The organism is Chromobacterium vaccinii (genome assembly GCF_001855275.1).
Classification (GTDB): domain Bacteria; phylum Pseudomonadota; class Gammaproteobacteria; order Burkholderiales; family Chromobacteriaceae; genus Chromobacterium; species Chromobacterium vaccinii.
The window spans coordinates 4,524,711-4,549,789 of sequence record NZ_CP017707.1; the positions used below are offsets into that span (position 1 = coordinate 4,524,711).

Here is a 25,079-nt window from a genome sequence, read left to right on the forward strand (position 1 = left end):
GGCTAGCTCCAGTGCGCGCCGGTGATGTCGCGCAGCAAGGCCACCACGCGCGGGCGGCTGGGGTGGTAGCCGATGAACACCAGCTGCGCCTGGCGCGGCGCGGCCAGCGCTTGGTCGCGGCTCAGTTCGATGCGGTTGCGCACGCCCTGGGCCAGCAGCCGGCCGGCGCCGTCGGCGCAGGCGGCGAAGCCCTTGATGCGCAGCAGCGGCTCCTCGCGGGCGATGGCCTCCAGCGCGGCGGCCAGCTTGTCGGCGCGCTGCGGCTCCTTGCTGCGGATCATGAACGATTGCCAGCCCGGGTCCTGATCGTGGAAATGCTTGTGGGTGGACAGACCGTGGCTGTGAGCGGCCTGGCCGCCGTGGCTGTGGCCGTCCAGCAAGGCCTGGTTGGCCAGCGGCCGCATCGCGAGCCCCGGCATGCTGGCCACCGGGCCGTAGTGGCGGTGCGCGGCCGGCGAGGCCTCGTGCAGATGCAGGCCCAGCGTCAGCCGGGTGTCCAGCTTGGCTTCATAGGCCAGTTCGATGAAGCGGATCGACGGCGCCTGCCGGCGCACAGCTTCCTCCGCCGCCAGCAGATCGTCGGCGGACAGCGCGTCTATCTTGTTCAGCACCACGATGTCGGCGTGGCCCAGCTGCTGGTAGAACAGCTCCGCCACCGCGTCGGTCTTGCCGCCGTCTCCGGCCGGCGCGAAATGGCCGGCCAGCAGCAGCGGGGTGTCGACCACCGCCAACGTGGCGTCCAGCACGAAGTAGGGCGCCAGCGCCTCGCTCTGCAGCTGGGCCATCACCGCGCTGGGCAACGCCAGGCCGGAGGTTTCGATCAGCACGTGGTCGATCTGCTGGCGGCGCTGCCACAGCGCCAGCATGGTGGGCAGGAAGTCGGCGTCGTCGTCGTAGGCGACCAGGCCATTGGCGAGGTCGTGGATTTCCACGCCGCCGGCGTCGGCGTCGCGCAGCAGCCCGCCGTCTATCGACACCTCGCCGAACTCGTTGACCAGGATGGCCAGCCGGCGCTGCTTGTTGTTCTCCAGCAGCTTGGACAGCAGCGTGGTCTTGCCGGCGCCGAGGAAGCCGGTCAATACGGTGACGGGAAGGCGCGGGGCGCTCATGCCTGGCCTCCCTGCGGCAGGGCCGCCAGCACGGCGTCAAAGTCGCTGAATGTTTGCGGATAGTCCAGTCGCGGTCGGTCGATGACGATGAACGGGATGCCCAGCGCCGCCGCGGCAGCCGCCTTGGCGTCGAAGCCGCCGGCCTCGCCACCGTCCTTGCTGATCACGCAGTCGATTTCCCAGTCGCGCCACAGCGCCTCGTTGGCGGCCTGCGAGAAAGGGCCCTGCATCGCGCAGACGCGCGCGCGCGGAATGCCCAGGTCCAATGCCCGCTGCAAATGCTGCGGGTCAGGGGCCAGGCGCACGAACCATTGCTGTTTTCGCTCCGCGTCGGCGGCGAGGAAGCGGTGCAGCTCCTTGCTGCCGGTGGCGAGGAAGACGCGGCGTCCTTTAGCCATCGCCAGCCTCGCGGCTTCGTCGCTGTCGGCGCAGCGGATGACTGGATGCGCGCTGGCGCTGGCCGGCCGTTCGTAGCGCAGATAGGGCAGGGCGAGCTCCTCGGCCAGCGCCATCAACTGCTGCGACATCTCGCTGGCGTAGGGGTGGGTGGCGTCGACGATGGCCGAAGCCTGGCTGCCGGAGAGCAGCTCGCGGCGGCGCTCCACGCCCAGCCGGCCGCTGACGGTGGCGACGCCGGGCACGGCCTGCTGCGCCTGTTCGTTGCCGTAATCGCTGGCGCTGCTGATCACCACGGGGCGGCCGGCGTCGGCGATGGCGCGCGACAGCGCGTTGCCGTCGCTGGTGCCGGAAAACACCCAGGCGGCGCCGGCGGGCAGCGTGTCGGCCTTGACCGTGTCGCTGGTGTTGTCCCAGTTGAAGTAGCCGCGCGGGGTGAACATCCAGTTGCGCTTGCGGCGGGTGAAGCGGTTGCCGATGACGATGCTGGTCAGCATGTCGAAGCGGCGGGTCCGCAGCTCGGCCAGCGTGACGATCTCCACCGCCTGGTCTTCGCGGTAGGCGTTGCGGACGATGCCGCACAATGTCTCAGGCTTCTTGTGCTCCAGCATGATGTCCAGGATGCGGTAGACGCCTTCCTGGCGCTGGCGGCTTTGCACGTTGTAGAACACCACCGCCAAGTCTGCCTGGGCGATGTGGCGGGCGCGGGTTTCGATCCATTCCCACGGGCACAGCAGGTCCGACAGGCTCAGGGTGGCGAAATCGTGCGACAGCGGCGCGCCTAGCAGCGACGCGCAGGAGTTGGCTGAGGTGATGCCGGGGATCAGCTGCACGTCGAACACATCGTCCTCGCGCATGTCTTCGTAAGCCAGCGTGGCCATCGCGTAGACGCCGATGTCGCCGCTGGACAGCAGAGCCACGGTCTTGCCGGCGCGGGCCTCCTCCAGCGCCAGCTGGGCGCGCTCGCGCTCCTGGGTCAGCGGCAGCGTGCGGATGTCCTTGCCGGCGATCCACGGTTGCACCCAGGTCAGGTAGAGGTCGTAGGAAACGATCACGTCGCTTGCCGCCAGCGCCTGGCGGGCGAGGTCGGGGATCAGTTCGGCGCGGCCGGGGCCGACCGAGACGAGGTAGAGTTTGCCGGTCATGGATGTGTTCTCTTGATTTTGCATTCTGTAATTGTTTTGGCGCTGTTGATGTGTGGTTCCGCCCGGCGGGCGGGCAAGGGGGGCTGGCCGCGCAGCCCCCCTTGCCCCTGGCGGTGGAACCGCCCCTAAATGATGCCTGCAAAGCAGGCACAACTTGTTTTTTGAACTCAAACAATTGGCCCATCCTCCACCACCGCCACCGTCACCCCATCCAACGCAGTCTTGGGCACGATCAACCTCCCTCGCGGGCTGGCGATCAGCGCGCAGGGCTCGCACACGCCGTCCACACCCACGTTCTGCCGCACCCAGTCCGACGGCGCGCCGGCCCAGCCGCGGGCGGCGACGTCTTCGCGGGCGATGACGCGCAGCGGCAGCGCGTGGCGGGCGCAGAATGCCAATAGGCCTTCTTCGTCGGCCTTCAGGTCTATCGTCGCCGCTTCGCGCACGTCGGACAGCGGCCGGCCGGCCAAGGCTTGCAATACCGCTTGTTCGATGGCTTCGGCGCTTTTGCCGCGGCGGCAGCCAATTCCCAGCGTCAGCGGCTTGACGGCCTCGGTGGCGGTGGTGACGGCCGGGATGGCGCCGGTCAGCCGCGCCGCTTCGTAGGCAAGGTCATTCGCTCCGCCTTCGTGGCCGGACAACAGCGGGATGGCGAAGCGGGCGGCTTCGTCCATCACCACCACCGCCGGATCGCTGTACTTGCTTTGCGGCAGGCCGTCCAAGTAGCGGACGGCGATGCCGCTGGCCATCACCAGTACCCAATGGCTGTGCGCGTGGAAGGCGGCGCGGAATTGCTCGCGGCCGCTGGCATCCGCCTCCAGCCACGGCTGGTACAGCCGGGCGTCCAGCGCCGAGGCCAGCTTCTGCCCCAAGGGCAGCGCTTCGGCGCGCACCAGCCACACGGCGCGGCTCATGCCTGGTTTTCTTTCTGCAGGCTGGTCCGCTTGGCCTTGCGCTCGTCGCCGTCGCGGAAGATGTGGGTGAAGCCGGCCGCGTACAGGCTGGATTCGACGCCGCCTTCGCGCGACAGCGCCTCGCCCACCAGCAGCAATGTGGTCAGCAGCCAGTCTTTCTGCTTCACCTCGGACAGCATCTTGCCCAGCGTGGAGCGGTGGACGGACTGGTCCGGCCAGCTGGCGCGGCGCACCAGCGCCACCGGGGTGCTGGGCGGGTAGTGCAGCGACAGGTCGGCGACGGTCTGTTTCAGCCGCTGGCCGGACAGGAAGATGCACATCGTCGCGCGGTGGGCGGCGAAGCTGGCGATCGACTCGGTCTCCGGCACCGCGCTGGCGCGGCCGCTGGTGCGGGTGAGGATGATGGATTGAGACACCTCGGGGCGGGTCAGTTCGCTGCCCAATGCGGCGGCGGCGGCGGTGAACGAGGACACGCCGGGGACCACTTCATAGGCGATGCCAAGCGCTTCCAGCCGGCGCATCTGCTCGTTGGTGGCGCCGTAGATGGCCGGGTCGCCGGAGTGCAGCCGCGCCACGTCCTTGCCCTCGGCCTGGGCGCGGCGGTACAGCGCTTCCTGCTGGTCCAGGTTCAGCTCGGCGGTGTCGTGGATTTCAGCGTCCGGACGGCAGTGGCTGAGCATCTCGGCCGGCACCAGCGAGCCGGCGTACAGCACCATGGGGGCTGAGCCCAACAGGCGGCTGCCGCGCAGCGTGATCAGGTCGGCGGCGCCGGGGCCGGCGCCGATGAAATACACTTTCATGAATGGCGTCTTTCTCTGGCTGTCTTGCGGATCAGCATGGTGGCGAGGTAGCCGCTGGCCTCGGCCGTCAATTGCGAGGCGTCGGCGCACAGCACTTCGCCGGGCAGGCCGATGCGGCGGGCGAAGGCGCACAGCTGGGCGATGCCCATCTGGTTCAGCAGCGCCAGCACGTCGGGCAGCCGCTTGCCTATCTTCATCAGCACCACGATGTCGTGGCTTTCGATATCGGCTTGCAGCTCGGCCATGTCGTCGGGGCAGGGCAGGATCAGGATGCGTTCCTTGCCTTCGCCCAGCGGCCAGGACAGCGCCGACGCGGTGGCGGCGAAGCTGGTGACGCCGGGGAAGGTCTGCGTCTCCAGCGTCGGCAGCATTTCGCGCAGCGCCGCCAGCAGATAGCCGTAGGTGGAGTAGGTCATCGAATCGCCTATGGTCAGGTAGGCGACGTTCCGGCCGGTTTTCAGTTCGGCGGCCAGTCGCTCGGCCAGCGCGCCGTAATGGCGCGACAGCGCGCCGCGGTCCGGATTCATTTCGAACTCGATTTCGCGAAAGCGGCTTTCGTCCAGCCCCAGTCCGGCCAGGCATTGGCGGGCGACGGACGTGTCGCTGGAGGTGGCGCGCGGCAGGTAGACGATGTCGGCCTCGCGCAGGGCAGCCAGCGCCGCCACCGGAATCAGCCCGGCCGGGCCGGGGCCCACGCCTATGCCTATGAGCGTGCCCAGCTTCATGCGGCTTCTCCCAGCGGCGTGCCGTCCATGCTGAACAGGCGCACCGCCACTTGCCGCACGCTGGGCACCTTGCTCGCCATCCGCGCGGCGGTGCGGCGTTCTATTTCCATCCAGTAGCCGCGCGCGTCCGGCTGGCTGCTCATGATCTGCACTACGTTCTCCACGGTATTCGCTTGTTTGATTTGCGCCACCAGCTCGGGCGCATGGCCCAGGTCGGCGGCGACGCCGGCGACGGCGTCCATCGCCATGCCGCTCTTGCCGGAGTGGGTGTCCCATACGCCGTCCAGCAGCTTGGCGATCTTGCCCGGGTGGCCCAGCACCCACAGCGTGTCCAGGATGCGGCCCTGTTCGACCAGCACCGACTCGGCGAAGTCCAGTGAGTCGCCGACGAAGTTGGCGATCTGGACGACCTGTTTCTTCTGAAGCCCCAGCGTGTCGGCGGCGTAGCCGCGGCCTATCTTGCCGGGGGTGAGGGCGATGGCCGGCGGCAGCTCGCCCAGCGCCACCCGCACATAGACTTCGATCGACGCGATCCACGCCGCCTGCGACATCGGCTCGACGATGCCGCTGGTGCCCAGGATGGAGATGCCGCCGACGATGCCTAGCATAGGGTTGAAGGTGCGCTTGGCGATCTTGTCGCCGTCGACGCAGCCTATCGCAAGGTCGAAGCCGGGGTCGGGCCGGCCGGCCAGCGCTTCATCCACCGCCATCCGCATCATCTGCCGCGGCACCGGGTTGATCGCCGGCTCGCCGGGCGGGATGCGCAGGCCGGGCTGGGTGACCATGCCGACGCCGGCCGCGGCGAGGAAGCGCAACGCGCCGGTGTCGTTCAACTTCACCTCGGCGAATATCGTCGCGCCGTCGGTGTTGTCCGGGTCGTCGCCGGCGTACTTCAGCACTTCGGCGCGCACGGTGTTTTCGTCCAGCCAGGCCACGCTCTGCACCGGCACCGCCAGGTAAAAGTCCGGGTCCGGCAGGCTGATGAAGACCTTGTCGGCGTCCACGCCGTCCAGCAACAGCATCAGCGCCGCCTTGACGGCGGCGGTGGCGCAGCTGCCGGTGGTGCGGCCGCGGCGCATGCCGTTGGGCGCGGGGGCGGCGAGGTCGTAGGGCTGGCGCACCGGGCTCATTCTTCCCGTTGCTGCTGCTGATGGACGTGTTCGATCGCGTCTATCATCAGCGCGTTGACCACGGTGGCCGCCCACGGCGAGCCGCCGCGGGTGCCGCGGTTGGTGATGCGCGGCACTTGCAGCAGCGCGCGCAGCTCTTCCTTGCATTCGCGGGTGCCGACGAAGCCCACCGGCAGGCCGACCACCAGTTGCGGCCGCCAGCCGTGATCGCGCACCAGGCGCACCACTTCGCGGATGGCGGTGGGCGCGTCGCCTATCGCCACCACGCAGTCGTTGCCGAACTTTTGCCAGGCGCGGCGGATGCCGGCGGCGGAGCGGGTGAGGCCGCTGGCCTCGGCCAGCAGCCGGGTTTCCTCGTCGTGCACGCCGCACCAGGTTTCCACTTCCAGCTGGCGCAGCACTTCGCGCTTGAGGCCGGTTTCCACCATGGTGACGTCGGTGACCACGCGGCGGCAGCGCAGCAGCGCGCGCATGCCGGTTTCGCAGGCGCCGGCCGAGAAGAACAGGTCGTCGACGCTGTTGAAGTCGCCGGTGGTGTGCACCAGCCGCATCAGCGCGGTGCGCTGCTCGGCCGGGAAGGCCGACCAGTCGCGGCCTTCATCTATGATGCGCATGCTTTCGGCTTCGATCGGATGCGGGGTGTAGCGCTTCCAGGCCGGCGGCTGATTGGCGGTTGGCTCGCGTTCCAGCAGGCCGCGCACCTTGCCGTGGTGGCCGCGCTGCGGCTCGCCCACTTGCTGCTCGAAACCGACGATTTGCACCCGGTACTTGCACAGCGCGCAGTTCATCGCCGCGCGGCCTTCCACGCCTTGCTGCGCCCGCTCCAGGAACACCTCGGCCACTTGGGCGTCCGGGCCCAGGTAGCCGGCGCTCAGCACCTCGATCTCCGGATGGCGCGCCGCCAGGTCCGCCGCCGCGCCGTAGATGCGCTTGACCAGCACGCCGTCGAACAGGAAGTAGGGCAGCACCACGATGCGGCGGTAGCCCAGCATGGCGGCGGCGCGCAGGCCGTCGGCCACCAGCGGCTTGGCGGTGCCGGAGTAGCAGACGAAGGAGGCGGCGAAGCCCAGGCCTTCCTCCAGCATCCGCGCGAGCTTGGAGATTTCGGAGTTGGCGTCCGGGTCCGAGGTGCCGCGGCCGACGACGACCAGACAGGCGTCATTGCGCGACACAGTCTGCGGCGACGCGGCCTCGGCCTCGACGATGCGCTGGCGGCACAGCGCCAACAGCCGCGGATGCAGGTCCAGCGCCGCGCCGAAGTGGAAAGTTACGCCGGGATGCGCCTGCTGCAGCGCCAGCAACTCGCTGGGCATGTCGTTCTTGGCGTGGGTGGCGGCCAGCAGCACGCCGGGCACCATCACCACGGTCTTGGCGCCGGCGGCGATCACCTGCTCCACCGCCTCGTCTATGGTCGGTCGGGCGAATTCCAGAAAGCCGTGGGCGACGGGGCGGTCGCCGGCGCGCGCCTTCAGCGCGTCCACCAGCTGCATGAATTCGTTCACCCCGTCCGGGTCGCGGCTGCCGTGGCCGGCGAGCACGATGGCGTAGTCTTGCGCGCTCATTTGTGGGTCGGCTCGATCTGGCTGTCCATCGGCGCGAGCGTGCGGATCAGCATGATGCTCATGTCGGAGAAGCGCTGCTCTGCGCACTCGGCCAGGGTGCCGCGCCATTCCGCCTCGTTGCGGGTCAGGTTTTCCCACACCTCCACCGGCTGGCCGGCCGGGATGCCGTTTTCCAGCAGATAGGCGGCGATGTGCCAGGGCATGAAGGAGCGCGCCTCGTCCCAGGGGCAGGGGATCACGATGGCGTTGCGGCCATCCTGCAGCACGTGCACCAGATGGCGCTTGAACGGGGTCAGGTCGCCGCGGCGGTGGAAGGTGATGAAGCTGGTTTCGTCGAAGCACACCTTGCCGCGCGAGGCCAGGATCTGCGCCGACGAGATGCCGGGTATCGTTTCCACCGGGTGGCCGCAGGCGCGTTCGACCCGCTCCAGGTACTGGAAGCCGCTGAAGTGGATGTCGCCCATGAACACCACCACGCACTTCTTGCCGGCATGGTGGCGCTCGGCGACGATGTCCAGCTGGGCCACCTGGTCGCGGTAGCCCATCTGGATCACTTCGGCGCTGTCGGGGATCAGCGGGCGGACCACGTCCACCACCGCGTTGAAGCCGGCCACCACGTCGGCCTCGCGTATCAATTGGGCCGAGCGCTGCGGCAGGTAGCCGATGTCGCCGGGGCCGGCGCCTATGCAGATGATCATGCGTATTCCTTCCTTGTTTCGTTGGCGGCGGACGGACTACAGGACGCCAGCGCCACCGTCGGTCCGATGACGATCAGCGCCGGGCTGTGGATGCCGGCCGCGCTCATGTCTTGTTCCAGCGCGTCCAGCGTGCTCAGCACCTGGCGCTGCTGCGGCAGCGTGCCGTTTTCTATCGCCGCCGCCGGGGTGTCGGGTTTCAGGCCGTGGCGCAGCAGTTCGGCGCGGATCCAGGGCAGCCGCTTGACGCCCATATAGATCACCAGCGTCATGCCGCTTTGCGCCAGCGCCTGCCAGTTGGGCTCGTCGCCGTCCTGGTGCGGGTGGCCTGAGACGAAGGTCACGCCGTGGACGAAATGGCGGTGGGTCAGCGGGATGCCCAGCGTGGCCGGCACCGCCAGGCCGGCGCTGAGGCCGTTGACGATTTCCACTTCGACCCCGGCCGCTTGCAGCGTCAGCATTTCCTCGCCGCCGCGGCCGAAGACGAAGGGGTCGCCGCCCTTGAGGCGCGCCACCGTCCTGCCGGCCCGCGCCTCGTCTATCATTCTTTGCTCGATGGCCGCCTGGGGCGTAGACGGGCAGCCGCCGCGCTTGCCGACCGGCACGATTTCGGCGTCCGGCCGCAGCAGGGTGCGAATGTCCGGATGCACCAGATCGTCGACCAGCGCCACGTCGGCCAGCTTCAGGCAACGCGCGGCCTTCAGCGTCAGCATGTCCAGGTCGCCGGGGCCGGCGCCTATCAGGTAAACCTTGCCCGTCATCTCAGCGGCCCAGTCTTTGTTGAATCGTCAATGTCAGCTGCTCGCCGGTGAGGGCGTCGCAAGCCAGGTATTCCGCGCCCAGCGCCTCGGCCAGCTCGCGGGCGCGGCCCAGGCGGACGAAGTCCTGCTCGGTGTCCAGCACCAGCGCCGGCGCGCCGGCCAGCTGGCCGGCCAGGTCCAGCGCCTGCCGCCACGGGTCGCCGTCGCCGTCCAGCGCCACATTGGCGCGGCCGTCGCTGAGGATGACCAATAGCGGCGCCGGGCCGCCGAGCTGGCGGGACAGCGTGTCGGCGGCCAGCGCCAGCGCGTGCGCCAGCGGCGTGCGGCCGCCGGTGGGCAGCTCGCGCAGCGCCAGTTCGGCCTGCTCGACGCGGTTGCACGGCGGCAGCAGCAGCTCGGCCTGCTGGCCGCGGAAGGCGATCAGCGCCACCTGGTCGCGGCGGCGGTAGGCGTCTTCCAGCAGGCTCAGCACGGCGCCCTTGACCTGTTTCATCCGCTGGCGCGCGGCCATCGATCCCGAGGCGTCCACCACCAGCAGAATCAGATTGCCCTGCTTGGCGACGCGCACCTTGTCGTGCAGGTCGGCGCGGGTGACGGCGAAGTGGTCCGGATCGCGCAAGATCGCGTGGCGCAGCGTGGCGTCCACCGCCAGCTGGGCCGGCTGCGGGTTGGCCTCGGCGCGCACGTAATGGCCGCGCTGGCGGCTGGCGCCGTCGCTGCGGCGGCCGGCCGCGTCGCCGGACGAGGGCGCCTGGACGCGGATGCGGGCGATGTCGCCGGCCGGCGCCGCGGCGAAGATCTGCTCCGAACCATGGCCGGAAGGCCTCGGCTCCTGCTCGCCGTCGGCGTCCGGCGGCGGCTGCGTGGCGTCGCCCTGGTCCTGCGGCGGCGGAGGGGGCGGATTGGACGCCTGCCGCGTCATCTGCTCCAGCTTGTCCTGGTCCAGCCCGCTTTGTTCGAAGGGCTTGCGGCGGCGGCGGTGCGGCAGCACCAGCCGGGCGGCGTCGCGGATGTCTTCTGCGCTGGCGTCCGCGCGGCCGTCCAGCGCGGCCAGCGCGCGCGCGGCCTTGTTCAGCACGATGTCGGCGCGCAGGCTGCTGACGTCGAATTCGCAGCACAGCTCGCTGACGAAGTGGAACAGGCTATCGCTGAGCCGGGTTTGCGGCAGCAGCGCGCGGGCGGCGGCGATGTTTTCGCGCATCGCCTCGCTGTGGGTCTGCCATTGGGCGGCGAAGCCGGCCGGGTCGGCCTCGAAGGCCAGGCGGCGGCGCACCACCTCGGCGCGCAGGGCAGGCTCGCGCGGCGCGGCCACGTCCACCATCAGGCCGAAGCGGTCCAGCAACTGCGGCCGCAGATCGCCTTCTTCCTGGTTCATGGTGCCGAGCAGCGTCACCCGCGCCGGGTGGCTGACCGCCAGGCCCTCGCGCTCCACGGTGTTGACGCCCATCGCGGCTGCGTCCAGCAGCACGTCCACCAGGTGGTCGGCCAGCAGATTCACTTCGTCGATGTAGAGCATGCCGCGGTGGGCCGCCGCCAAGAGGCCGGGTTTGAACGCCTGCTTGCCGCCCTGCAGCGCCTTTTCGAAGTCCAGGCTGCCCAGCACGCGGTCCTCGGTGGCGCCCAGCGGCAGGTTGATGAAGGGCACCGGGCCGTCATGCAGCGCGCGCGCGTCGCCGGAGCACACCGGGCACAGCGGCAGCGGATGGTCGGGCTCGCAGTTGTAGCCGCAGCCGGTCGCCCGGCGTATGGCCGGCAGCACGGCGGCCAGGCCGCGGGCGGCGGTGCTCTTGGCGCTGCCCTTGTCGCCGCGCACCAGCACGCCGCCGACCGTCGGATCGACGGCGCAGATCAGCAGCGCCTGCTTCAGTTGTTCCTGGCCGACGATGGCGGCGAAGGGGTAAGTCGAGCTCATGCTTGGTTTTCTCCGCGCGCTTCCAGCAGCGCTTCGCTATCCAGGTGCAGCTGGCGCAGGGCGGCCAGCGTGGCGGGGTCCGGCTCCGCCCACAGCTGGCGCTGCGCGGCTTCCAGCAGGCGGTCGGTGATGGCGTTCAGCGCCCATGGGTTGCTGTCGGCGAAGAACTGCTGCATAGACGGGTCCAGCGCGTAGCTTTGCGCCAGCTGCTCGTAGACCCAGTCGTCCACCACCTGGGCGGTGGCGTCGTAGCCGAACAGGTAGTCGACGGTGGCGGTCAGCTCCAGCGCGCCCTTGTAGCCGTGCTTCTGGATGCCGGCGATCCACTTGGGGTTGGCCACCCGCGAGCGGAACACGCGCAGCACTTCCTCCTTCAGGCCGCGCACCGCGGGCGCTTCCGGATTGTGGCTGTCGCCGAAGAAGGCGCGCGGCTGGCGGCCGCTGAGGCTGCGTATCGTCGCGATCATCCCGCCGTGGTATTGCAGGTAGTCGTCGCTGTCGAAGATGTCGTGCTCGCGGTTGTCCTGATTGTGCAGGGCGACTTCCACGCCCGCCAGCCGGTGGCGCAGCGCATCGCGGGCGTCGGCGCCGTTGGCCTCGCGGCCGTAGGCGTAGCCGCCCCAGTTGACGTAGGCGGTGGCGAAGTCGGCGTCGTTCTGCCAGTTCTGCTCGTTGATCAGCGGCAGGATGCCGGCGCCGTAGCTGCCGGGCTTGGCGCCGAACACGCGGTACAGCGATTGCGCGTCGGCGTCGGGCAGCTTGCCTAAGAGTTCGTTCTTCAAGTCGGCCAGGTAGTGCTTGCGCAGGAAGTTCTGCTCCGCCGGCTCGTCCAGCCGCGCCACGGTGTGCACCGCCTCGTCCACCAGCGCAATCAGATGGGGGAAGGCGTCGCGGAAGAAGCCGCTGATGCGCACGGTGACGTCGATGCGCGGCCGGCCCAGCTCGGCCAGGGGAATGATTTCCAGGCCCTGCACGCGGCGGCTTTCCTGCTGCCAGCGCGGCTTGACGCCGAGCAGCGACAGGATTTCGGCGATGTCGTCGCCGTGGGTGCGCATCGCGCTGGTGCCCCACACGCTGATGGCAACTGATTCCGGATATTGGCCGGTTTCTTTCAGATGGCGGGCCAGCATCTCGCGCGCCAGGCCGTCGCCGATGCGCCAGGCGGCTTGCGAGGGCAGGCTGCGCGGGTCCACCGAATAGAAATTGCGGCCGGTGGGCAGGATGTGGGCCATGCCGCGCGTCGGCGCGCCGCTGGGGCCGGCCGGCACGTAGCCGCCCTCCAGGCCGCGCAGCAGATTGTCTATCTCTTCGGCGGTGCGGGCGAGCTTGAGACACAGCTCGGCGCAGACGAAGTTCAGCACCCGTTCCAGATCGGCGTTCGGCTCAATGCCGGGCAGTACACATTCGACGGCGGCCGGGATGGCGGTGGCGTCGTAGCCGCGCGCGGCCAGCTCGGCGATCAGCGCGCGCGCCAGCTTCAGCACCGCGTCGTGCGCGTCGGCGCGGGTGACCAGGGCTTGGCTGGCCAAGGTCTGCAAGGCAGTGGGCGTCTCAGAGAGGCGCTTGCCCTGGTCTTGCTGCCACAGCGGCCAGTCGCCGCCGCAGGCCGCCGCCACGCTGGCGGGCAGGCCGGGGATGCCGAGGTTGGGCAGCCGGGTCAGCGCCAGCAGCATGTCGATCAGCGCCTCGCCCCGCGGGGCGTTGCCGAGCACGTGCAGGCCGTCGCGGATCTGCGCCGCGCCCAGCTCGCACAGATAGCCGTCTATGTCCTCGATCAGGTGGGCGACGTCCACGCCGTCCATCTTGGCCAGGCTCAAGGGCACGCCTTCTTCGTTCAGCGTGTCGTCCCAGTCGTGGTCATGGTCGTGGTGGTCGTGGCCGTGATGATCATGATGATGGTGGTCATGGTGGTCGTGGTGATGGCCATGGTCGCCATGATCGTGGTGGTGATGGTGCCCATGGCCGTGCTCGGCCTTGGCCGGGCGGTATTTCGCCGCCGCGGCCGTCGCCGGTTTCATCGCGGCCGTCGGCTTGGCCGCTTGCGGCCGGTATTTGCCGTGGACGGCGGCGGGCGCATGCTGGTGTCCGCCATGCGGGTGATGGTCGTGGCCATGGTGATGGCCATGGTCGTGATCGTGTTCATGACCGTGGTCATGGTCGTGCTTCAGCATCGCCGCCAGGTCGGTGTCGAGCTTGGCTTCCTTGATCAGGTCCCAGATCTGCTGCTGCAGCAGCGGCAGTTTGTTCGGGTCCAACAGCTCCACTTGGTAGTACTCGTCCACCAGCTGGGTCAGCTGCGCCAGCGGGCCGTAGCTGTCGGCGGTGGTCATCGTCGGGGTCAGGTGGTCGATGATCACCGCGTGGCCGCGGCGCTTGGCCTGCGAGCCTTCGCCCGGATCGTTGACGATGAAGGGGTAGAACAGAGGCATGTCGCCCAACAGCGCGTCCGGGAAGCAGTTCTGCGACAGGCCCACGCCCTTGCCCGGCAGCCATTCCAGCGTGCCGTGCTTGCCGACGTGGACGATGGCGTCGGCCCGCCAGTCGTCGCGCAGCCAGCGGTACAGCGCGTAGTAGTGGTGGGTGGGCGGCAGGTCCGGGGTGTGGTAGATGGCGTCCGGGTCCATGCCGTAGCCGCGCGGCGGCTGCAGCGCGACGAAGACATTGCCGTAATCCAGGCCGGAAAACACCAGTTCGTCGCCGTCGACGTAGGCGCCGCCCGGCGGCTGGCCCCAGCGCTGCAGCATCTTGTCGCGCAGCGCGTCAGGCAGCTCGTCGAACCAGGCTTGATAACGCTTGGCCGGCACGCGGGCGGCGGCGTTTTTCATCTGCTCGGCGGTCAGGTAATCCTGATCGTAGGCGCCGCGGTCTATCAGCTCGTGCATCAGCGCGTCGCTGTCAGGCGGCAGCTCCGCCATCTGGTAGCCGCGTGTCTGCATGCCGCGCAGCATCGAGTATAGAGACGCGGGCGAATCCAGGCCCACCGCGTTGCCGATCTGCGAGGCCTTGCTGTTGGAGTTGGTGAAGATGAAGGCGATGCGCTTGCCGGCGTTTTCCACATGGCGCAGCCGGGCCAGCCGGGCGGCGATGCCGGCCAGGCGGCGGGCGCGGTCCGGCAGCGGCGCGTATTGCTCGGCCTGGCCGGCCTCGGCCGGCTGCTTGAAGCTCAGCGGCACGCCGATGATGCGGCCGTCGAACTCTGGCAGCGCCACGTTCATCGCGGTGTCCAGCGGGTTGAAGCCGCGGTCGGACGCTTCCCACTGCTCGCGGGTCATGCTGCTGGTGATGGCCTGCAGCACTGGCAGATCCAGCCGGTCCGACGCCTCCACCGCCCAGCCGGGCTGGGTGGGGCCGTCGTTGTTGATGTCGCCCATCGCGAACGAGGTGGTGTTGATCAGCAAGGACACCTTGGCGCGCGGATCGGCCAGCAGCGCCAATGCCGCCGGCAGGCCGCCTTCCTGTATCGTTCGCAAGGACGAGGTGAACACCGGCAGCGCGTTGACGCCGCGCTCGGCCAGGCAGTCCACCAGCAGATCGATGAAGCGGGTGTTGCCGGACAGCCAGTGGGCGCGGTAGAAGCACAGTCCGACGGTCGGCCAGTCCGGATGGCGGATTTCGAGCCAATCTTCCAGCGAGCAGGGCGCGGCCAGCTCCGGGTGGTAGACGCCGTGCTCCGGCAGCGGCAGCGGGCTCTGGTAGCCGAAGCCGGTCAGCAGCAGTCTATCCGCCAGGCAGCGCATCATCTCGCCCAGGTTGGCGCTGCCGCCGGCCTGCAGATAGGCGTGGACATCCTGCTGCAGCGATACCGGCGCGCTGCATAGCGCTTGCAGTTCCGGATCCGGCTCGCCTGTGCCGCTGACCACGATGACGGCGCATTGCACGCGGCGGGCGTGGGCCAGCAGCCGCTCCAGGCCGGGTATCGCGTCGGCGCGGCCCAGCACGCGCAGCACGATGGCGCGGGCGTTGGCAAGCTGGCCGTCCAGCAGTGTCTGCATCGCGGCTTCGTCGGCTATGCCTTGCAGCGCGATGCCGGCGACCGCGGGGAAATCCTCAGGCCAGCGCGCGCGCGACAGCGCGGCGAGGTCGGTGCCGGCGTGGCTCAGCAATGCGATTTCGGCGCTCATGCCTGGGTCTCCGGGGCGATGTCGCCGATGCCGGTTTTATGGAAGATCAATTCTTCGACGGGCGAGCCGTCCTTCAGATGCTGGCAGACGATGCGCTCGACGTCGGCTTCGCTGACCTTGCGGTACCAGACGCCGTCCGGGTACACCACCATCACCGGGCCTTCCTTGCACACGGCGAAGCAGTGGCTGCGGGTGCGCTTGGCGCGCAGGCCTTCGCAGGCGTCTATGGTGCGGCCCAGGTGCAGGAACATCGCTTCCGAGCCCTGGCCGTCGGGCGTGCAGCGCGGGCCGGTGCACATCAGCACGTGTTTGTCGTGGGTTCTCATCGCGCCTCCGGCGTCAGTTGGTCGAAGCGCTTCCATTTGTAGATGCCGGCGGAGGCGATCCAGGTGAACAGGAAGACGGCGACGACGAAGTAGCCGAAGTGGGCCAGGTCGTCGTTGAGCGCGGCGATCCAGTCCCAGAAAGCGCCGGTGAGCTGCAGCTTGTCGGCCAGCAGGCCCAGGCCTTCCAGCCCGCCGATGCCGACGGCGACGATGACGGAGACGAAGGTGATGGTCAGGTTGTACCACAGCTTGCGCACCGGCTTGACGAAGGCCCAGCCATAGACTTCCACCATCATCATGCTGTCCAGCGTGTCCACTAGCGCCATGCCGGCGGCGAATAGCACCGGGAATACCATGATGTGCCACAGCGCCACGCCGTGGGCGCTTTGCGAGGTGGCGATGGCGAACAGGCCGATCTCGGTGGCGGTGTCGAAGCCAAGGCCGAACAAAAAGCCGATGGGCAGCATGTGCCAGCTCTTGGTCACCATCTTGAACAGGGGTTTGAGCATGCGCGCGATCAGGCCGCGGTTGTTCAACAGCAGGTCCAGCTGCTCGTCGCAGATGGCTTCTCCGGCGCGGGCGCGGCGGAAGGCGCCCCACACCGCGCGCAAGGACGACAGGTTGATCAGCGCCAGCGTCAGCAGGAAGAAGGCCGACACGCTGGTGCCGATGACGCCGCCTATTTCCTTGAAGCCAGTCACGCGGCTTTGCAGCGCGCTGGCGGCGAACACGATCAGCGCCACGGCGATGACGACCACCGCCGAGTGGCCCAAGGAAAAGAACAGGCCCACCGTCGACGGCCGGCGTTTTTCCTGCATCAGCTTGCGCACGGTGTTGTCGATGGCGGCGATGTGGTCTGCGTCCACCGCGTGGCGCAGGCCGAACAGGTAGGCCAGCAGCGCGGTGGCGAGCTGGGCCGGGTGATCGGCGAAGGCGGCGAACGCCCAGGCCCAGGCCAGGAGATTGGCCAGGATCAGACCGGCGAGAATGGGCGCGTGGCGCGCCAGGCGACGGCCGGCGGTCGGCGCGGTGGATGGATGCATGGTGCCCTCGGAGACGATTCACGTCGCGCAAGCGAGGGCACAGTCCGCTGGTTTTTCATGGGCGGCGCATGTGCGTATCCCCCGGTACACCCCGCCCGGTTTCTGCTTGCGTCGACACGTATGACGGCCGGTCTCCTGGCTCGCGCGTCGTCGTCCGGCGCCGCCTTCCCGACCTTGCTAGGGGCCAGTGGCGTCAGGCGTGGACTCTGCGCTTACAGTTGCGGGGGCAGCCGCGGTTTCGCACCGCGTTCCCGTTTCACCCTCTAGGGGCACCGTCATTGATTGGACTGGATCATACGTGACAACGCCGATGCTGTGAACCGCCGCGCCGGGCTCCGTCGCGTTCGCTCAATCGCGGATGTCGTGCCGCCGCCAGTCGGTGAGCGCCTGCTCCAGCCGAACCCAGTCGGCGTCGGTCTTGGGCAGGCCGAAGCGCAGGCTGGGGATGGATTCGAAGTAGCGGGTCAGGATGCCGCGGCCGGCCAGGTAGCGGTGCGTTGAAAGGCTGCGCGCGCCAGGTGCCCACTGGAACAATTCGCAGCCGCCGGCGGGCGGCAGGCCGTGCCGCTCCAGGCAGCGTTGCAGCCTGGAGCTGTCGCGCTGCAGCTTGGTTTTCATCGTCTGTTGCCAGGCGATGTCGCGCAGCGCCAGCTTTACCGCCTCGCGCGCCGGGCCAGCCACCGTCCATGGCCCCAGCTCCTCGGCCAGCGCCTGCAGCAGTTCCGGCCAGCCGAACACGAATCCGGCGCGCGCGCCGGCCAGGCCGAAGAACTTGCCGATCGAGCGCAGCACGATCAGTCCCGGCTTGCCGATGCGCGGCAGCATGCTGTCCTCCGGCGCCGCATCCAGAAACGCCTCGTCCACCACCAGCCAGCCGCCGCGCGCGGCCAGCCGCTGCCGCCAGCTTTCCAGCAGCGCCGGGCTGAAGCGGTCGCCGGTGGGGTTGTTGGGATTGCACAGCAACACCACGTCCAACTGGTCGATGCCGGCTGCCAGCTCGTCCGGAGACAGCCGGAACAGCTGGTGTCCGCGTTTCTGCCAGTGGTGGGGATGCTCGGCGTAGCACAGCGCCAGCATGCCGACGCGGCAGGGCGCGCGCAGCCGCGGCAGCAGCTGGATCGCCGGCTGAGAGCCGGCCACGGCCAGCAGCTTGTCGCTGCCGTAATATTCCGCCGCCGCCGCCTCCAGCCCGTCATGGTTTTGCGGCAGCCGCAGCCAGCTGTCAGCGGATAAAGTGGGCACCGGCCAGCCATTGGGATTGACGCCGGTGGACAGGTCCAGCCAGTCTCCGGCCGGAATGCCGTATTCGGCCGCGGCGCGCAGCAGGCCGCCCCCGTGTTCAAGCATGGATCGCTCCGATCAAGATGGCGGCCGCCAGCGACAACGCCGCCCATAGCCACATGCCCCGGTTGACCAGCCGCACCGCGCGGCCGATGTCTTCATGCGTGGGAGTGGGACCGCAACCGAGCGGCGGACGTTCCTTCCATTGGCCGTGATAGCGCGCGCCGCCGCCCAGGCTGACGCCCAGCGCGCCGGCGCCGGCCGCCATCACCGGGCCGGCGTTGGGGCTGTACCAGGTCGGCGCCTGGGTGCGCCAGCAGCGCCAGCCCTTGGCGGCATGGCCCAGCAGCAGATAGGTGAGGGCGGCCAGCCGCGCCGGGAGATAGTTCAGCGCGTCGTCGAAGCGGGCGGCGGCCCAGCCGAAGTGCAGGTAGCGATCGTTCTTGTAGCCCCACATCGCGTCCAGCGTGTTGGCCAGCCGGTACAGTACCGCGCCGGGCGCGCCCAGAACCAGAAACCAGAACAGCGCGGCGAAGACGGCGTCGCTGCCGTTTTCCAGCACCGACTCGATCGTCGCGTGGGCGACGCCGGCTTCGTCCAGTTCGCTGGTGTCGCGGCTGACGATCCAGCCCACCCGCTCGCGGGCAAGTTGAAGATCGCCTTCGGCCAATGCCTTGCGCACCACCTCGGCGTGCTGGGCCAGGCTGCGAGCGCCGACTGCCAGATAGAGCAGGGCAACCGGAACGATAATCTCCAGCAGCGGCAGCTTCGCCAGCGCCCAGGCGGCCAGCGTGAAGGGCGCCAATAGCAGCGAGATGGCGGCCGCGCCGCGCAGCCGCATGCGCCAGACCGGCTCAGCTTCCGGCGCGGCCGGGTAGGCCAGCCGCTCCATGGCCTTGACCAGCCGGCCGAAGCCGACCAGCGGATGCCAGCGCGGCGGTTCGCCCAGCAAGCGGTCCAGCAGCAGCGCGATCGGCAGAAACAATGCGGAATTCAACAAGCGGCCCTATATAATGGCCGGCCGCCGCTCGGTATTATCCAATGCGCAAGTCTGTCGCGCTTTGGGCGGCCGGAATGAATCAAGCCGCCATTCTAAGCGTTGTCAGCCATCCATGCGCAGGGAGATCACCATGACCGCCAAAACCATCATGATCCAGGGCGCCACGTCCGACGCCGGCAAGAGCGCGCTGGCCACCGGCCTGTGCCGTCTGCTGGCCCGGCGCGGCGTGAGGGTGGCGCCGTTCAAGCCGCAGAACATGGCGCTGAACAGCGCGGTGACGGCTGACGGCGGCGAGATCGGCCGCTCGCAGGCGGTGCAGGCGCTGGCCTGCCGCGTGGAGCCGCACACCGATATGAACCCGGTGCTGCTCAAGCCCAACAGCCATACCGGCTCGCAGGTGATCATCCAGGGCCGCGCCATCGGCAATATGGAGGCGCGCGGCTATCACGGCTACAAGCCGGTCGCGATGCAGGCGGTGCTGGAGTCGCACGCCAGGTTGGCGGAACAGTATCAATGCATCGTCGCCGAGGGCGCCGGCAGCCCGGCAGAGATCAATCTGCGCGACGGCGACATCGCCAATATGGGCTTTGCCGAGGCGGTGGACTGCCCGGTGATTCTGGTGGCCGACATCGAGCGCGGCGGCGTGTTCGCCCACCTGGCCGGTACGCTGGCGTTATTGTCCGAATCCGAGCGCGCGCGCGTGGTCGGCCTGGTGATCAACCGCTTCCGCGGCGATCCGTCCCTGCTCCAGACCGGCGTCGACTGGCTGGAGCAGCACACCGGCAAGCCGGTGCTGGGCGTGCTGCCCTATCTGTACGACCTGCATCTGGAGGCCGAGGACAGCATGGGCCTGGACAAGCCCGGCGGCGCGTCGGGCGGCGGCGACAAGCTGCGCGTGGTCGCGCCGGCCGCGCCGCGCGTCAGCAACCACACCGATTTCGATCCGTTGCGCCTGCATCCGCAGGTGGAGTTCACGCTGGCGCGTGCCGGACAGCCCATCCCGGCGGCCGACCTGATCGTCCTGCCGGGCAGCAAGAACGTGCTGGCCGACCTGGCCTGGCTGCGCGCCCAGGGCTGGGAGGAGGCGCTGCGCCGCCATCTGCGCTACGGCGGCAAGGTACTGGGCATCTGCGGCGGCCTGCAGATGCTGGGCAAGAAGCTGCACGATCCGGATGGATTGGAAAGCGAGCCGGGCAGCGGCGACGGCCTGGGCTGGCTGGACATGGAAACCACCCTGGCGCCGGAGAAGCGGCTGACGCGGATGCGCGGCCGGCTGACATTGGATGATGTCGAAGCCGCCGGCTACGAAATCCACATGGGGGTGAGCCAAGGGCCGGCCTTGGCCAGGCCCGCGGTGAGATTCGACGACGGCTCGGCCGACGGCGCGCGCTCAGAAGACGACCAGATCTTCGCCACCTATCTGCACGGCGTGTTCGACGAACCCGCCGCCTGCCAGGCCATCCTGCGCTGGGCGGGGCTGGCCGAGCCGGAGGCGCTGGACTACCCGGCGCTGCGCGAGACCAATATCGACAAGCTGGCGGACATGCTGGAGAAGCATCTCAATCTGGAGCCGATAGCGGCGTGGTTGCCAAGCGGCGTCATACCAGCCTGATCAGTAAAAAAAGAGGGCGCAACGCGCCCTCTCGATCGGCAGCCTTGTCAGGCCAGCAACACTTTTCGCATCACGCCATCTGCGTCCTTGATTTCCATGAAGCCGCTTGCTACCCACACCTGGCGTTTTGCGTCGTCGCTGCCTTTGACCTCGATAAAGCGGGCCTCAGCCGGCGTGCCCGCACGATAGCTTGCGCCTAATTGGATGTACCCTTCTGGGCCTTTGGGGCGTAGCGCCAGATCAATGCTCTGATCTTTTCCGTCGACAGAAACGAGCGCGGGCTTGCCGGTTTGGCTGCCTTGCAGGAATACGTGGTTTTCGGCGTCGTCCTGATTTCGGATTTCCGCTTGCAGGCCGCCGCCAGTGTTGAAGTAGACGCTTTCATGTGTTGCGGTATCCACGCGCAGCGGTCCTCGCGTTGCAAGCAGGCGGCCTTGATCGCCGGCGGTGTCCAGCGTGGCGTAGTGATTGCATGTTCCCAATGTGTCTTGCTGGGAATCCACGCCGTAAATCATGCCGCTGCCATCCGCGCATTCCCAGCCAAATCTGCCGTTGCTCCGGGCTTGTCCGCCCCAGGCTTCGACGACTCCTCTGAACAATGAGAAATAGCCGGATCCTAGATTGTTCTCGCTGATGGTGTTGAGCGCGCGGGTGACGAAACCGGACAGCGCGGCAAAGCCGCCGTTCAGGTTGCCGCTCGCATAAGCGCCTTCGCAGTCGATCTGCGATGCGTATTCGGCCTGAAAGCCGTAGCCCCATTGATTGTCCCGGTCCACGCAATTACTGGAGCGGGCATGGCGGGCACTGATTTGCGATCCGCAAAACGCCCAGATGCCGACATCGCCGGCATTGCTCACCTGAGCGAAATCCGCGTTGATGGTCGAGCCGTAGGAAGCATTGATGCCGTAGTAGAAATTGTTGACCTGGATTTTGCTTCCCAGATTGATGTAAGAACCGTTGACGGCGATGATGCCAGACACATTGTTGGGCTTGCCCGCCTTTTGCGGCAGATCCACGCGGAAACCGTCCAGCAGGCCGAAGCGATGGCCGTTTGAGCATGCCACTGCGTTGTTGGTGGGCGGAAAGTTGGCCATCAACACGCACTTGGCAGGATCGATCTGATTGCCTATCAGTTGGATTTGGCCGCCTTGCGGATGGGGCAGATCCAGCACGGCACCGGGCGGCAGCGTGTAGACGCCGTCGGCTACGTTGATGCGCACTAGGGTGCCGGCGCCTATCTGTTTGCCGCGTAGGAAGTCCATTGCCTCCCAGGGAGTGGGAAAGTCTTGGGGTACGCGAGATGGCCATCGCCGTCGCTGTCTGCGCCGCTGAGGATTTCTCGCAGCTTGCCTTCGATCCCGCGTTTGCGCGCGCCGGGAGTTTGAGGCAAGTAGGGCGGCAAATTGACGATGCCGGCGTCGCCGCTTACGCCGATGGTGACGGTTACTTCGGACATGGTGCGGCCTTTCTTCTGGCGTGTTGATCCGGCGCCAGTATCGCGGCCGCGCGCGTCTGGGTTTCAGATGGCGCGGTTCAGTGGCGGCGTCTCAGTCGGCTTCCGCCGCGATCGCTGCCAGCAACGTCTCCGCCAGCGCCTGCCGGCAGATCAACAGGTCCGGCATCTTCACATCCGCCTGGTTGAACACGCAGGGCGAGCCGTCTATCCGCGACGCGTAGAGGCCGGCGGCCAGCGCCACGCCCACCGGCGCGCAGGTGTCCCATTCGTTCATGCCTCCGGCGTGCAGATAGGCGTGGGCCTCGCCGCGCAGCACCGCCATCGCCTTGGCGCCGGCCGAGCCCATCGGCGCCAGCTCGGCGTTCAGCCTGGCGGCGACGCGTTCGGCCAGCGCCGGCGGGCGGCTGCGGCTGGCCAGGATTTTCAGCCGGCCTTCCGGCGCGGCGGCAAGCTGGGGCGCGGGGGTGGAGAACAGCTCGCCGCGGGCAGGCAGGGCCACGGCGGCGGCGGTGGGGGCGCCGTCCACCGCCAGCGCGATGTGCACCGCCCAGTCGTCGCGGTCTGGCTCGCAATATTCGCGGGTGCCGTCCAGCGGGTCGACGATCCAGACCCTGCGCTCGCCCAGGCGGGCGGGATCCGGCGCGGATTCTTCGGACAAAATGCCGTCGTCCGGGCGCGCCGCGCGCAGCAGCTCAAGGATCAAGGCGTTGGATTCGGCGTCGCCGCGCGCGCCCAGCGCCTTGCCGCCCTCCGGGTGGCGGCGGCGCAGGTCCAGCAGCAATCGGGCGGCGGCGGCGGCGGCGTGGGCGGCGAGTTGATGGTCGTCCGGCATGAGTGGCTCCTGGCGTTGATGCCGGAGTGATACACCGTATCGGCGGACGCGGCAATGGCCGGTGTCAGAAGTATTCCACGCCGGGCTGGGGCTTGGCGTCGGCCTGGCGCAGGATGAAGTCCTCCACCTCTGCGGCCGGCAGCGGTTTGCACAGCAGGTAGCCCTGCACCACGTCGACATGGATGCTGGTCAGGAAAGTCAGCTGCTGCTGGGTTTCCACGCCTTCGGCCACCACCTGCAGGCCCATGCGGTGGGCGAGGTAGGCGATGGTGTCGCACAGCGCGCTGCCTTTTTCGTCATTGTTGATGTTGCGGATGAAGGACTGGTCTATCTTCAGCGTGTCCACCGGGAAGCGGGTCAGGTAGGCCAGGGCGGAATGGCCGGTGCCGAAGTCGTCTATCGAGCTGTGTATGCCCATCGCGCGGAATTGCTCCATCATGGTGATGGACTGCTGCGGCGACAGCATGGTGCAGGATTCGGTGATTTCCAGCTCCAGGTGGCGGGCCGCCACGCCGGTTTCCTTCAGCACGTCGGCGACGAATTCCGGCAATTCGTGGTCAGTGAATTGCGCGACGCTCAGGTTCACCGCCATCCGCAGCTCGGCGCCGCCCTTGTCCTGCCACACTTTCAGCTGGCGGCAGGCTTCGCGCAGCACCCAGCGCCCCAGCGGCAGGATCAGGCCCGACTGTTCTGCGATGGGGATGAACTGCATCGGCGAGATCATGCCTTTCTTCGGATGCTGCCAGCGCACCAGCGCCTCGACGCCCACCGCGCGGCCGGTGGACAGCTCGACCTGCGGCTGGTAGTGCAGCACCAGCTCGCCATGGTCTATCGCATGGCGCAGCGATTTTTCCAGTTCGACGCGCTCCCGCATCTGGCGGCCCAGTTCTTCTTCATAGACCTGGATCCTGCGGGTGCCGCGCTGCTTGGCCTGGTACAGGGCCATGTCGGCGCGGGTCAGCAGCTCCTGTCCGTCGGCGCCGTGCGCCGGACCCAGGCTGACGCCTACGCTGGCGGTCAGGCTGAGCATCATTTCGTCCACCGGGAATGGTTCGCTGATCGCATCCAGCACCCGTCCGGCGATGGATTCCGCCTCGGCGGCGTCCGCCACGCTGGCGAGGATGGCCGCGAATTCTATGCCGCCCAGCCGGGCGGCGTGGCCTCGCGTTCCCAGCACTTTTTGCAAGCGCTGCGCGACATGGCGCAGCAGCAGATCGCCGATGCGGTGGCCGTACACGTCGTTGATGAATTTGAAGTCGCCCAGATCCACCAGCAGCACGGCGAAAGGCAGGCGCTCCTCGGCCGTGGAGAACAGCACATTCAACTGTTCCCTAAGGCCGCTTTCATTGTGCAGGCCGGTCAGGGTATCGAAATAGGCGAGGCGGTTGATTTTTTCCTGGGCGGCCACGCGCAAGGAAATGTCGATATAGCTGACGCGGAGCAGGTGGCCGGTTTCGCTGGGCAGCTTGCTCAGTCGGACTTCGCAGGGAATGGTGCTGCCGTCGGGGCGCTGCAGGATGCGCTCGAACGGCGCGATCTCGCCTTGCTGCGCCCGCTCGGCGTGAATGTTGACGCTTTCCGCGACGGGCAGGCCGTCGGGCTGTTCCGCCGCGTACAGCGAGGTTGGACTGGTGCCGACCAGCTCCTGCAGCGTGCGTCCGGTCAATTTCTCCGCTTGCCGGTTGGCGTCGACGAAGCGGCCGCTGTCCAGGTTGTACACCAGGATGGCTTCCGGCGCCTGTTCGATCAGCGCGCGGAAGCGCTGTTCGCTCAGCCGCAACGACTCGGTCTTTTCTTCCACCAGCTTGCTCAGCCGCTTCTTCAGCCGGGCCAGATCGAGGTGGGTGTTGACGCGCGCCAACAGCTCGCTGCGCTCGAAGGGCTTGATGATGAAGTCGACCGCGCCGGCGGCGAAGCCGTCGACCTTGGTCTGCGAGTCGCTGACCGAACTGAGGAACAGAATGGGAATGTCGCGGGTGCGCGGACTCTGCTTGAGCTCGCGGCACACGGCTAAGCCGTCCATGTCCGGCATGCTGAAGTCCAGCAGGATCAGGTCCGGCGGATGTTTTTGCGCCAGATCCAGCGCCTCGGCCCCGCTCTGGGCGGAACTGACCTGATAACCCTGAGTGGACAGCAGGGCCACCAGCATCATCAGCGCGGTCATGGTGTCGTCGACAACCAGAATGTCACCGGGCACCGGCATTCGGTTTCTCCCGCAAATAATTCCACCTCATCCAGTCTAGTCGTTTTCAAATCCAT

20 protein-coding genes and 1 riboswitch are annotated in these 25,079 nt (G+C 68.2%); of the genes, 2 read left to right on the forward strand and 18 right to left on the reverse strand.

What is annotated here, in order from left to right:
• Positions 1-2: 2 nt before the first annotated feature.
• From BKX93_RS20965 to cbiB, 15 genes are all read right to left on the reverse strand, one after another.
• Positions 3-1,109, reverse strand: coding sequence for a CobW family GTP-binding protein (locus BKX93_RS20965; RefSeq protein ID WP_070981219.1), 1,107 nt, complete (start codon positions 1,107-1,109; stop codon positions 3-5).
• Positions 1,106-2,650, reverse strand: coding sequence for a precorrin-3B C(17)-methyltransferase (gene cobJ / locus BKX93_RS20970; protein ID WP_070981221.1), 1,545 nt, complete (start codon positions 2,648-2,650; stop codon positions 1,106-1,108). Before cobJ ends, BKX93_RS20965 begins: the two co-directional genes overlap by 4 nt.
• A 167-nt stretch (positions 2,651-2,817) precedes the next feature.
• Positions 2,818-3,564, reverse strand: coding sequence for a cobalamin biosynthesis protein (locus tag BKX93_RS20975; RefSeq protein WP_070981223.1), 747 nt, complete (start codon positions 3,562-3,564; stop codon positions 2,818-2,820).
• Entirely contained in the window at positions 3,561-4,364 is an 804-nt protein-coding gene (gene cobM / locus BKX93_RS20980) for a precorrin-4 C(11)-methyltransferase (protein ID WP_046167310.1), read from the reverse strand. Before cobM ends, BKX93_RS20975 begins: the two co-directional genes overlap by 4 nt.
• Positions 4,361-5,089 (reverse strand): precorrin-2 C(20)-methyltransferase, encoded by a 729-nt coding sequence (cobI, locus tag BKX93_RS20985; RefSeq protein WP_070981225.1) that lies wholly within the window; start codon positions 5,087-5,089, stop codon positions 4,361-4,363. Before cobI ends, cobM begins: the two co-directional genes overlap by 4 nt.
• Complete coding sequence (cbiD, locus tag BKX93_RS20990) at positions 5,086-6,219, reverse strand: cobalt-precorrin-5B (C(1))-methyltransferase CbiD (RefSeq protein ID WP_070981226.1); 1,134 nt, start codon at positions 6,217-6,219, stop codon at positions 5,086-5,088. Before cbiD ends, cobI begins: the two co-directional genes overlap by 4 nt.
• Positions 6,216-7,781, reverse strand: coding sequence for a precorrin-8X methylmutase (locus BKX93_RS20995; protein WP_070981230.1), 1,566 nt, complete (start codon positions 7,779-7,781; stop codon positions 6,216-6,218). Before BKX93_RS20995 ends, cbiD begins: the two co-directional genes overlap by 4 nt.
• On the reverse strand, positions 7,778-8,479 hold the full coding sequence (locus BKX93_RS21000) for a cobalt-precorrin-7 (C(5))-methyltransferase (RefSeq protein WP_011135120.1): 702 nt from the start codon (positions 8,477-8,479) through the stop codon (positions 7,778-7,780). Before BKX93_RS21000 ends, BKX93_RS20995 begins: the two co-directional genes overlap by 4 nt.
• Positions 8,476-9,237: a uroporphyrinogen-III C-methyltransferase gene (gene cobA / locus BKX93_RS21005; RefSeq protein WP_070981231.1), complete on the reverse strand. Its 762-nt coding sequence runs from the start codon at positions 9,235-9,237 to the stop codon at positions 8,476-8,478. Before cobA ends, BKX93_RS21000 begins: the two co-directional genes overlap by 4 nt.
• Position 9,238: 1 nt before the next feature.
• A complete protein-coding gene (locus BKX93_RS21010) occupies positions 9,239-11,149 on the reverse strand; it encodes a putative cobaltochelatase (protein WP_070981233.1) in 1,911 nt (636 codons plus the stop codon).
• Positions 11,146-15,270, reverse strand: a complete 4,125-nt coding sequence (locus tag BKX93_RS21015) for a cobaltochelatase subunit CobN (RefSeq protein WP_070981234.1) — start codon at positions 15,268-15,270, stop codon at positions 11,146-11,148. The genes BKX93_RS21010 and BKX93_RS21015 overlap by 4 nt, the downstream gene beginning before the upstream one ends.
• Complete coding sequence (locus BKX93_RS21020) at positions 15,267-15,596, reverse strand: (2Fe-2S) ferredoxin domain-containing protein (protein WP_046158466.1); 330 nt, start codon at positions 15,594-15,596, stop codon at positions 15,267-15,269. Before BKX93_RS21020 ends, BKX93_RS21015 begins: the two co-directional genes overlap by 4 nt.
• Positions 15,593-16,639, reverse strand: a complete 1,047-nt coding sequence (locus BKX93_RS21025) for a HoxN/HupN/NixA family nickel/cobalt transporter (RefSeq protein ID WP_070981236.1) — start codon at positions 16,637-16,639, stop codon at positions 15,593-15,595. Before BKX93_RS21025 ends, BKX93_RS21020 begins: the two co-directional genes overlap by 4 nt.
• A gap of 108 nt (positions 16,640-16,747) precedes the next feature.
• A riboswitch (cobalamin riboswitch) is annotated at positions 16,748-16,931 on the reverse strand.
• 56 nt (positions 16,932-16,987) lie between these two features.
• A complete protein-coding gene (gene cobD / locus BKX93_RS21030) occupies positions 16,988-17,986 on the reverse strand; it encodes a threonine-phosphate decarboxylase CobD (protein WP_046158465.1) in 999 nt (332 codons plus the stop codon).
• Complete coding sequence (cbiB, locus tag BKX93_RS21035; RefSeq protein WP_070981931.1) at positions 17,979-18,917, reverse strand: adenosylcobinamide-phosphate synthase CbiB; 939 nt, start codon at positions 18,915-18,917, stop codon at positions 17,979-17,981. Before cbiB ends, cobD begins: the two co-directional genes overlap by 8 nt.
• Before the next feature lie 133 nt (positions 18,918-19,050).
• On the opposite strand from cbiB, the gene BKX93_RS21040 reads away from it, so the two are divergent.
• Positions 19,051-20,532, forward strand: a complete 1,482-nt coding sequence (locus tag BKX93_RS21040) for a cobyric acid synthase (protein WP_070981933.1) — start codon at positions 19,051-19,053, stop codon at positions 20,530-20,532.
• Positions 20,533-20,579: 47 nt separating this feature from the next.
• On the opposite strand, the gene BKX93_RS21045 is transcribed toward BKX93_RS21040, so the two are convergent.
• A complete protein-coding gene (locus BKX93_RS21045) occupies positions 20,580-21,794 on the reverse strand; it encodes a hypothetical protein (RefSeq protein ID WP_070981238.1) in 1,215 nt (404 codons plus the stop codon).
• A gap of 38 nt (positions 21,795-21,832) precedes the next feature.
• On the opposite strand from BKX93_RS21045, the gene BKX93_RS21050 reads away from it, so the two are divergent.
• On the forward strand, positions 21,833-22,015 hold the full coding sequence (locus tag BKX93_RS21050; RefSeq protein ID WP_145929361.1) for a hypothetical protein: 183 nt from the start codon (positions 21,833-21,835) through the stop codon (positions 22,013-22,015).
• 64 nt (positions 22,016-22,079) lie between these two features.
• Here the strand turns inward: BKX93_RS21050 and BKX93_RS21055 are convergent, their stop codons facing one another.
• Entirely contained in the window at positions 22,080-22,820 is a 741-nt protein-coding gene (locus tag BKX93_RS21055; protein WP_070981241.1) for a 3'(2'),5'-bisphosphate nucleotidase CysQ, read from the reverse strand.
• Between the two features lie 64 nt (positions 22,821-22,884).
• Complete coding sequence (locus BKX93_RS21060; protein ID WP_046159173.1) at positions 22,885-25,023, reverse strand: putative bifunctional diguanylate cyclase/phosphodiesterase; 2,139 nt, start codon at positions 25,021-25,023, stop codon at positions 22,885-22,887.
• Between the last annotated feature and the right edge of the window lie 56 nt (positions 25,024-25,079).

Bases quoted from the DNA above. Each gene is read 5' to 3' on its own strand.
- BKX93_RS20965 (WP_070981219.1), bottom strand. From the start codon at position 1,109: ATGAGCGCCCCGCGCCTTCCCGTCACCGTATTGACCGGCTTCCTCGGC.
- cobJ (WP_070981221.1), bottom strand. From the start codon at position 2,650: ATGACCGGCAAACTCTACCTCGTCTCGGTCGGCCCCGGCCGCGCCGAA.
- BKX93_RS20975 (WP_070981223.1), bottom strand. From the start codon at position 3,564: ATGAGCCGCGCCGTGTGGCTGGTGCGCGCCGAAGCGCTGCCCTTGGGG.
- cobM (WP_046167310.1), bottom strand. From the start codon at position 4,364: ATGAAAGTGTATTTCATCGGCGCCGGCCCCGGCGCCGCCGACCTGATC.
- cobI (WP_070981225.1), bottom strand. From the start codon at position 5,089: ATGAAGCTGGGCACGCTCATAGGCATAGGCGTGGGCCCCGGCCCGGCC.
- cbiD (WP_070981226.1), bottom strand. From the start codon at position 6,219: ATGAGCCCGGTGCGCCAGCCCTACGACCTCGCCGCCCCCGCGCCCAAC.
- BKX93_RS20995 (WP_070981230.1), bottom strand. From the start codon at position 7,781: ATGAGCGCGCAAGACTACGCCATCGTGCTCGCCGGCCACGGCAGCCGC.
- BKX93_RS21000 (WP_011135120.1), bottom strand. From the start codon at position 8,479: ATGATCATCTGCATAGGCGCCGGCCCCGGCGACATCGGCTACCTGCCG.
- cobA (WP_070981231.1), bottom strand. From the start codon at position 9,237: ATGACGGGCAAGGTTTACCTGATAGGCGCCGGCCCCGGCGACCTGGAC.
- BKX93_RS21010 (WP_070981233.1), bottom strand. From the start codon at position 11,149: ATGAGCTCGACTTACCCCTTCGCCGCCATCGTCGGCCAGGAACAACTG.
- BKX93_RS21015 (WP_070981234.1), bottom strand. From the start codon at position 15,270: ATGAGCGCCGAAATCGCATTGCTGAGCCACGCCGGCACCGACCTCGCC.
- BKX93_RS21020 (WP_046158466.1), bottom strand. From the start codon at position 15,596: ATGAGAACCCACGACAAACACGTGCTGATGTGCACCGGCCCGCGCTGC.
- BKX93_RS21025 (WP_070981236.1), bottom strand. From the start codon at position 16,639: ATGCATCCATCCACCGCGCCGACCGCCGGCCGTCGCCTGGCGCGCCAC.
- cobD (WP_046158465.1), bottom strand. From the start codon at position 17,986: ATGCTTGAACACGGGGGCGGCCTGCTGCGCGCCGCGGCCGAATACGGC.
- BKX93_RS21040 (WP_070981933.1), top strand. From the start codon at position 19,051: ATGACCGCCAAAACCATCATGATCCAGGGCGCCACGTCCGACGCCGGC.
- BKX93_RS21045 (WP_070981238.1), bottom strand. From the start codon at position 21,794: ATGGACTTCCTACGCGGCAAACAGATAGGCGCCGGCACCCTAGTGCGC.
- BKX93_RS21050 (WP_145929361.1), top strand. From the start codon at position 21,833: ATGGCCATCGCCGTCGCTGTCTGCGCCGCTGAGGATTTCTCGCAGCTT.
- BKX93_RS21055 (WP_070981241.1), bottom strand. From the start codon at position 22,820: ATGCCGGACGACCATCAACTCGCCGCCCACGCCGCCGCCGCCGCCGCC.
- BKX93_RS21060 (WP_046159173.1), bottom strand. From the start codon at position 25,023: ATGCCGGTGCCCGGTGACATTCTGGTTGTCGACGACACCATGACCGCG.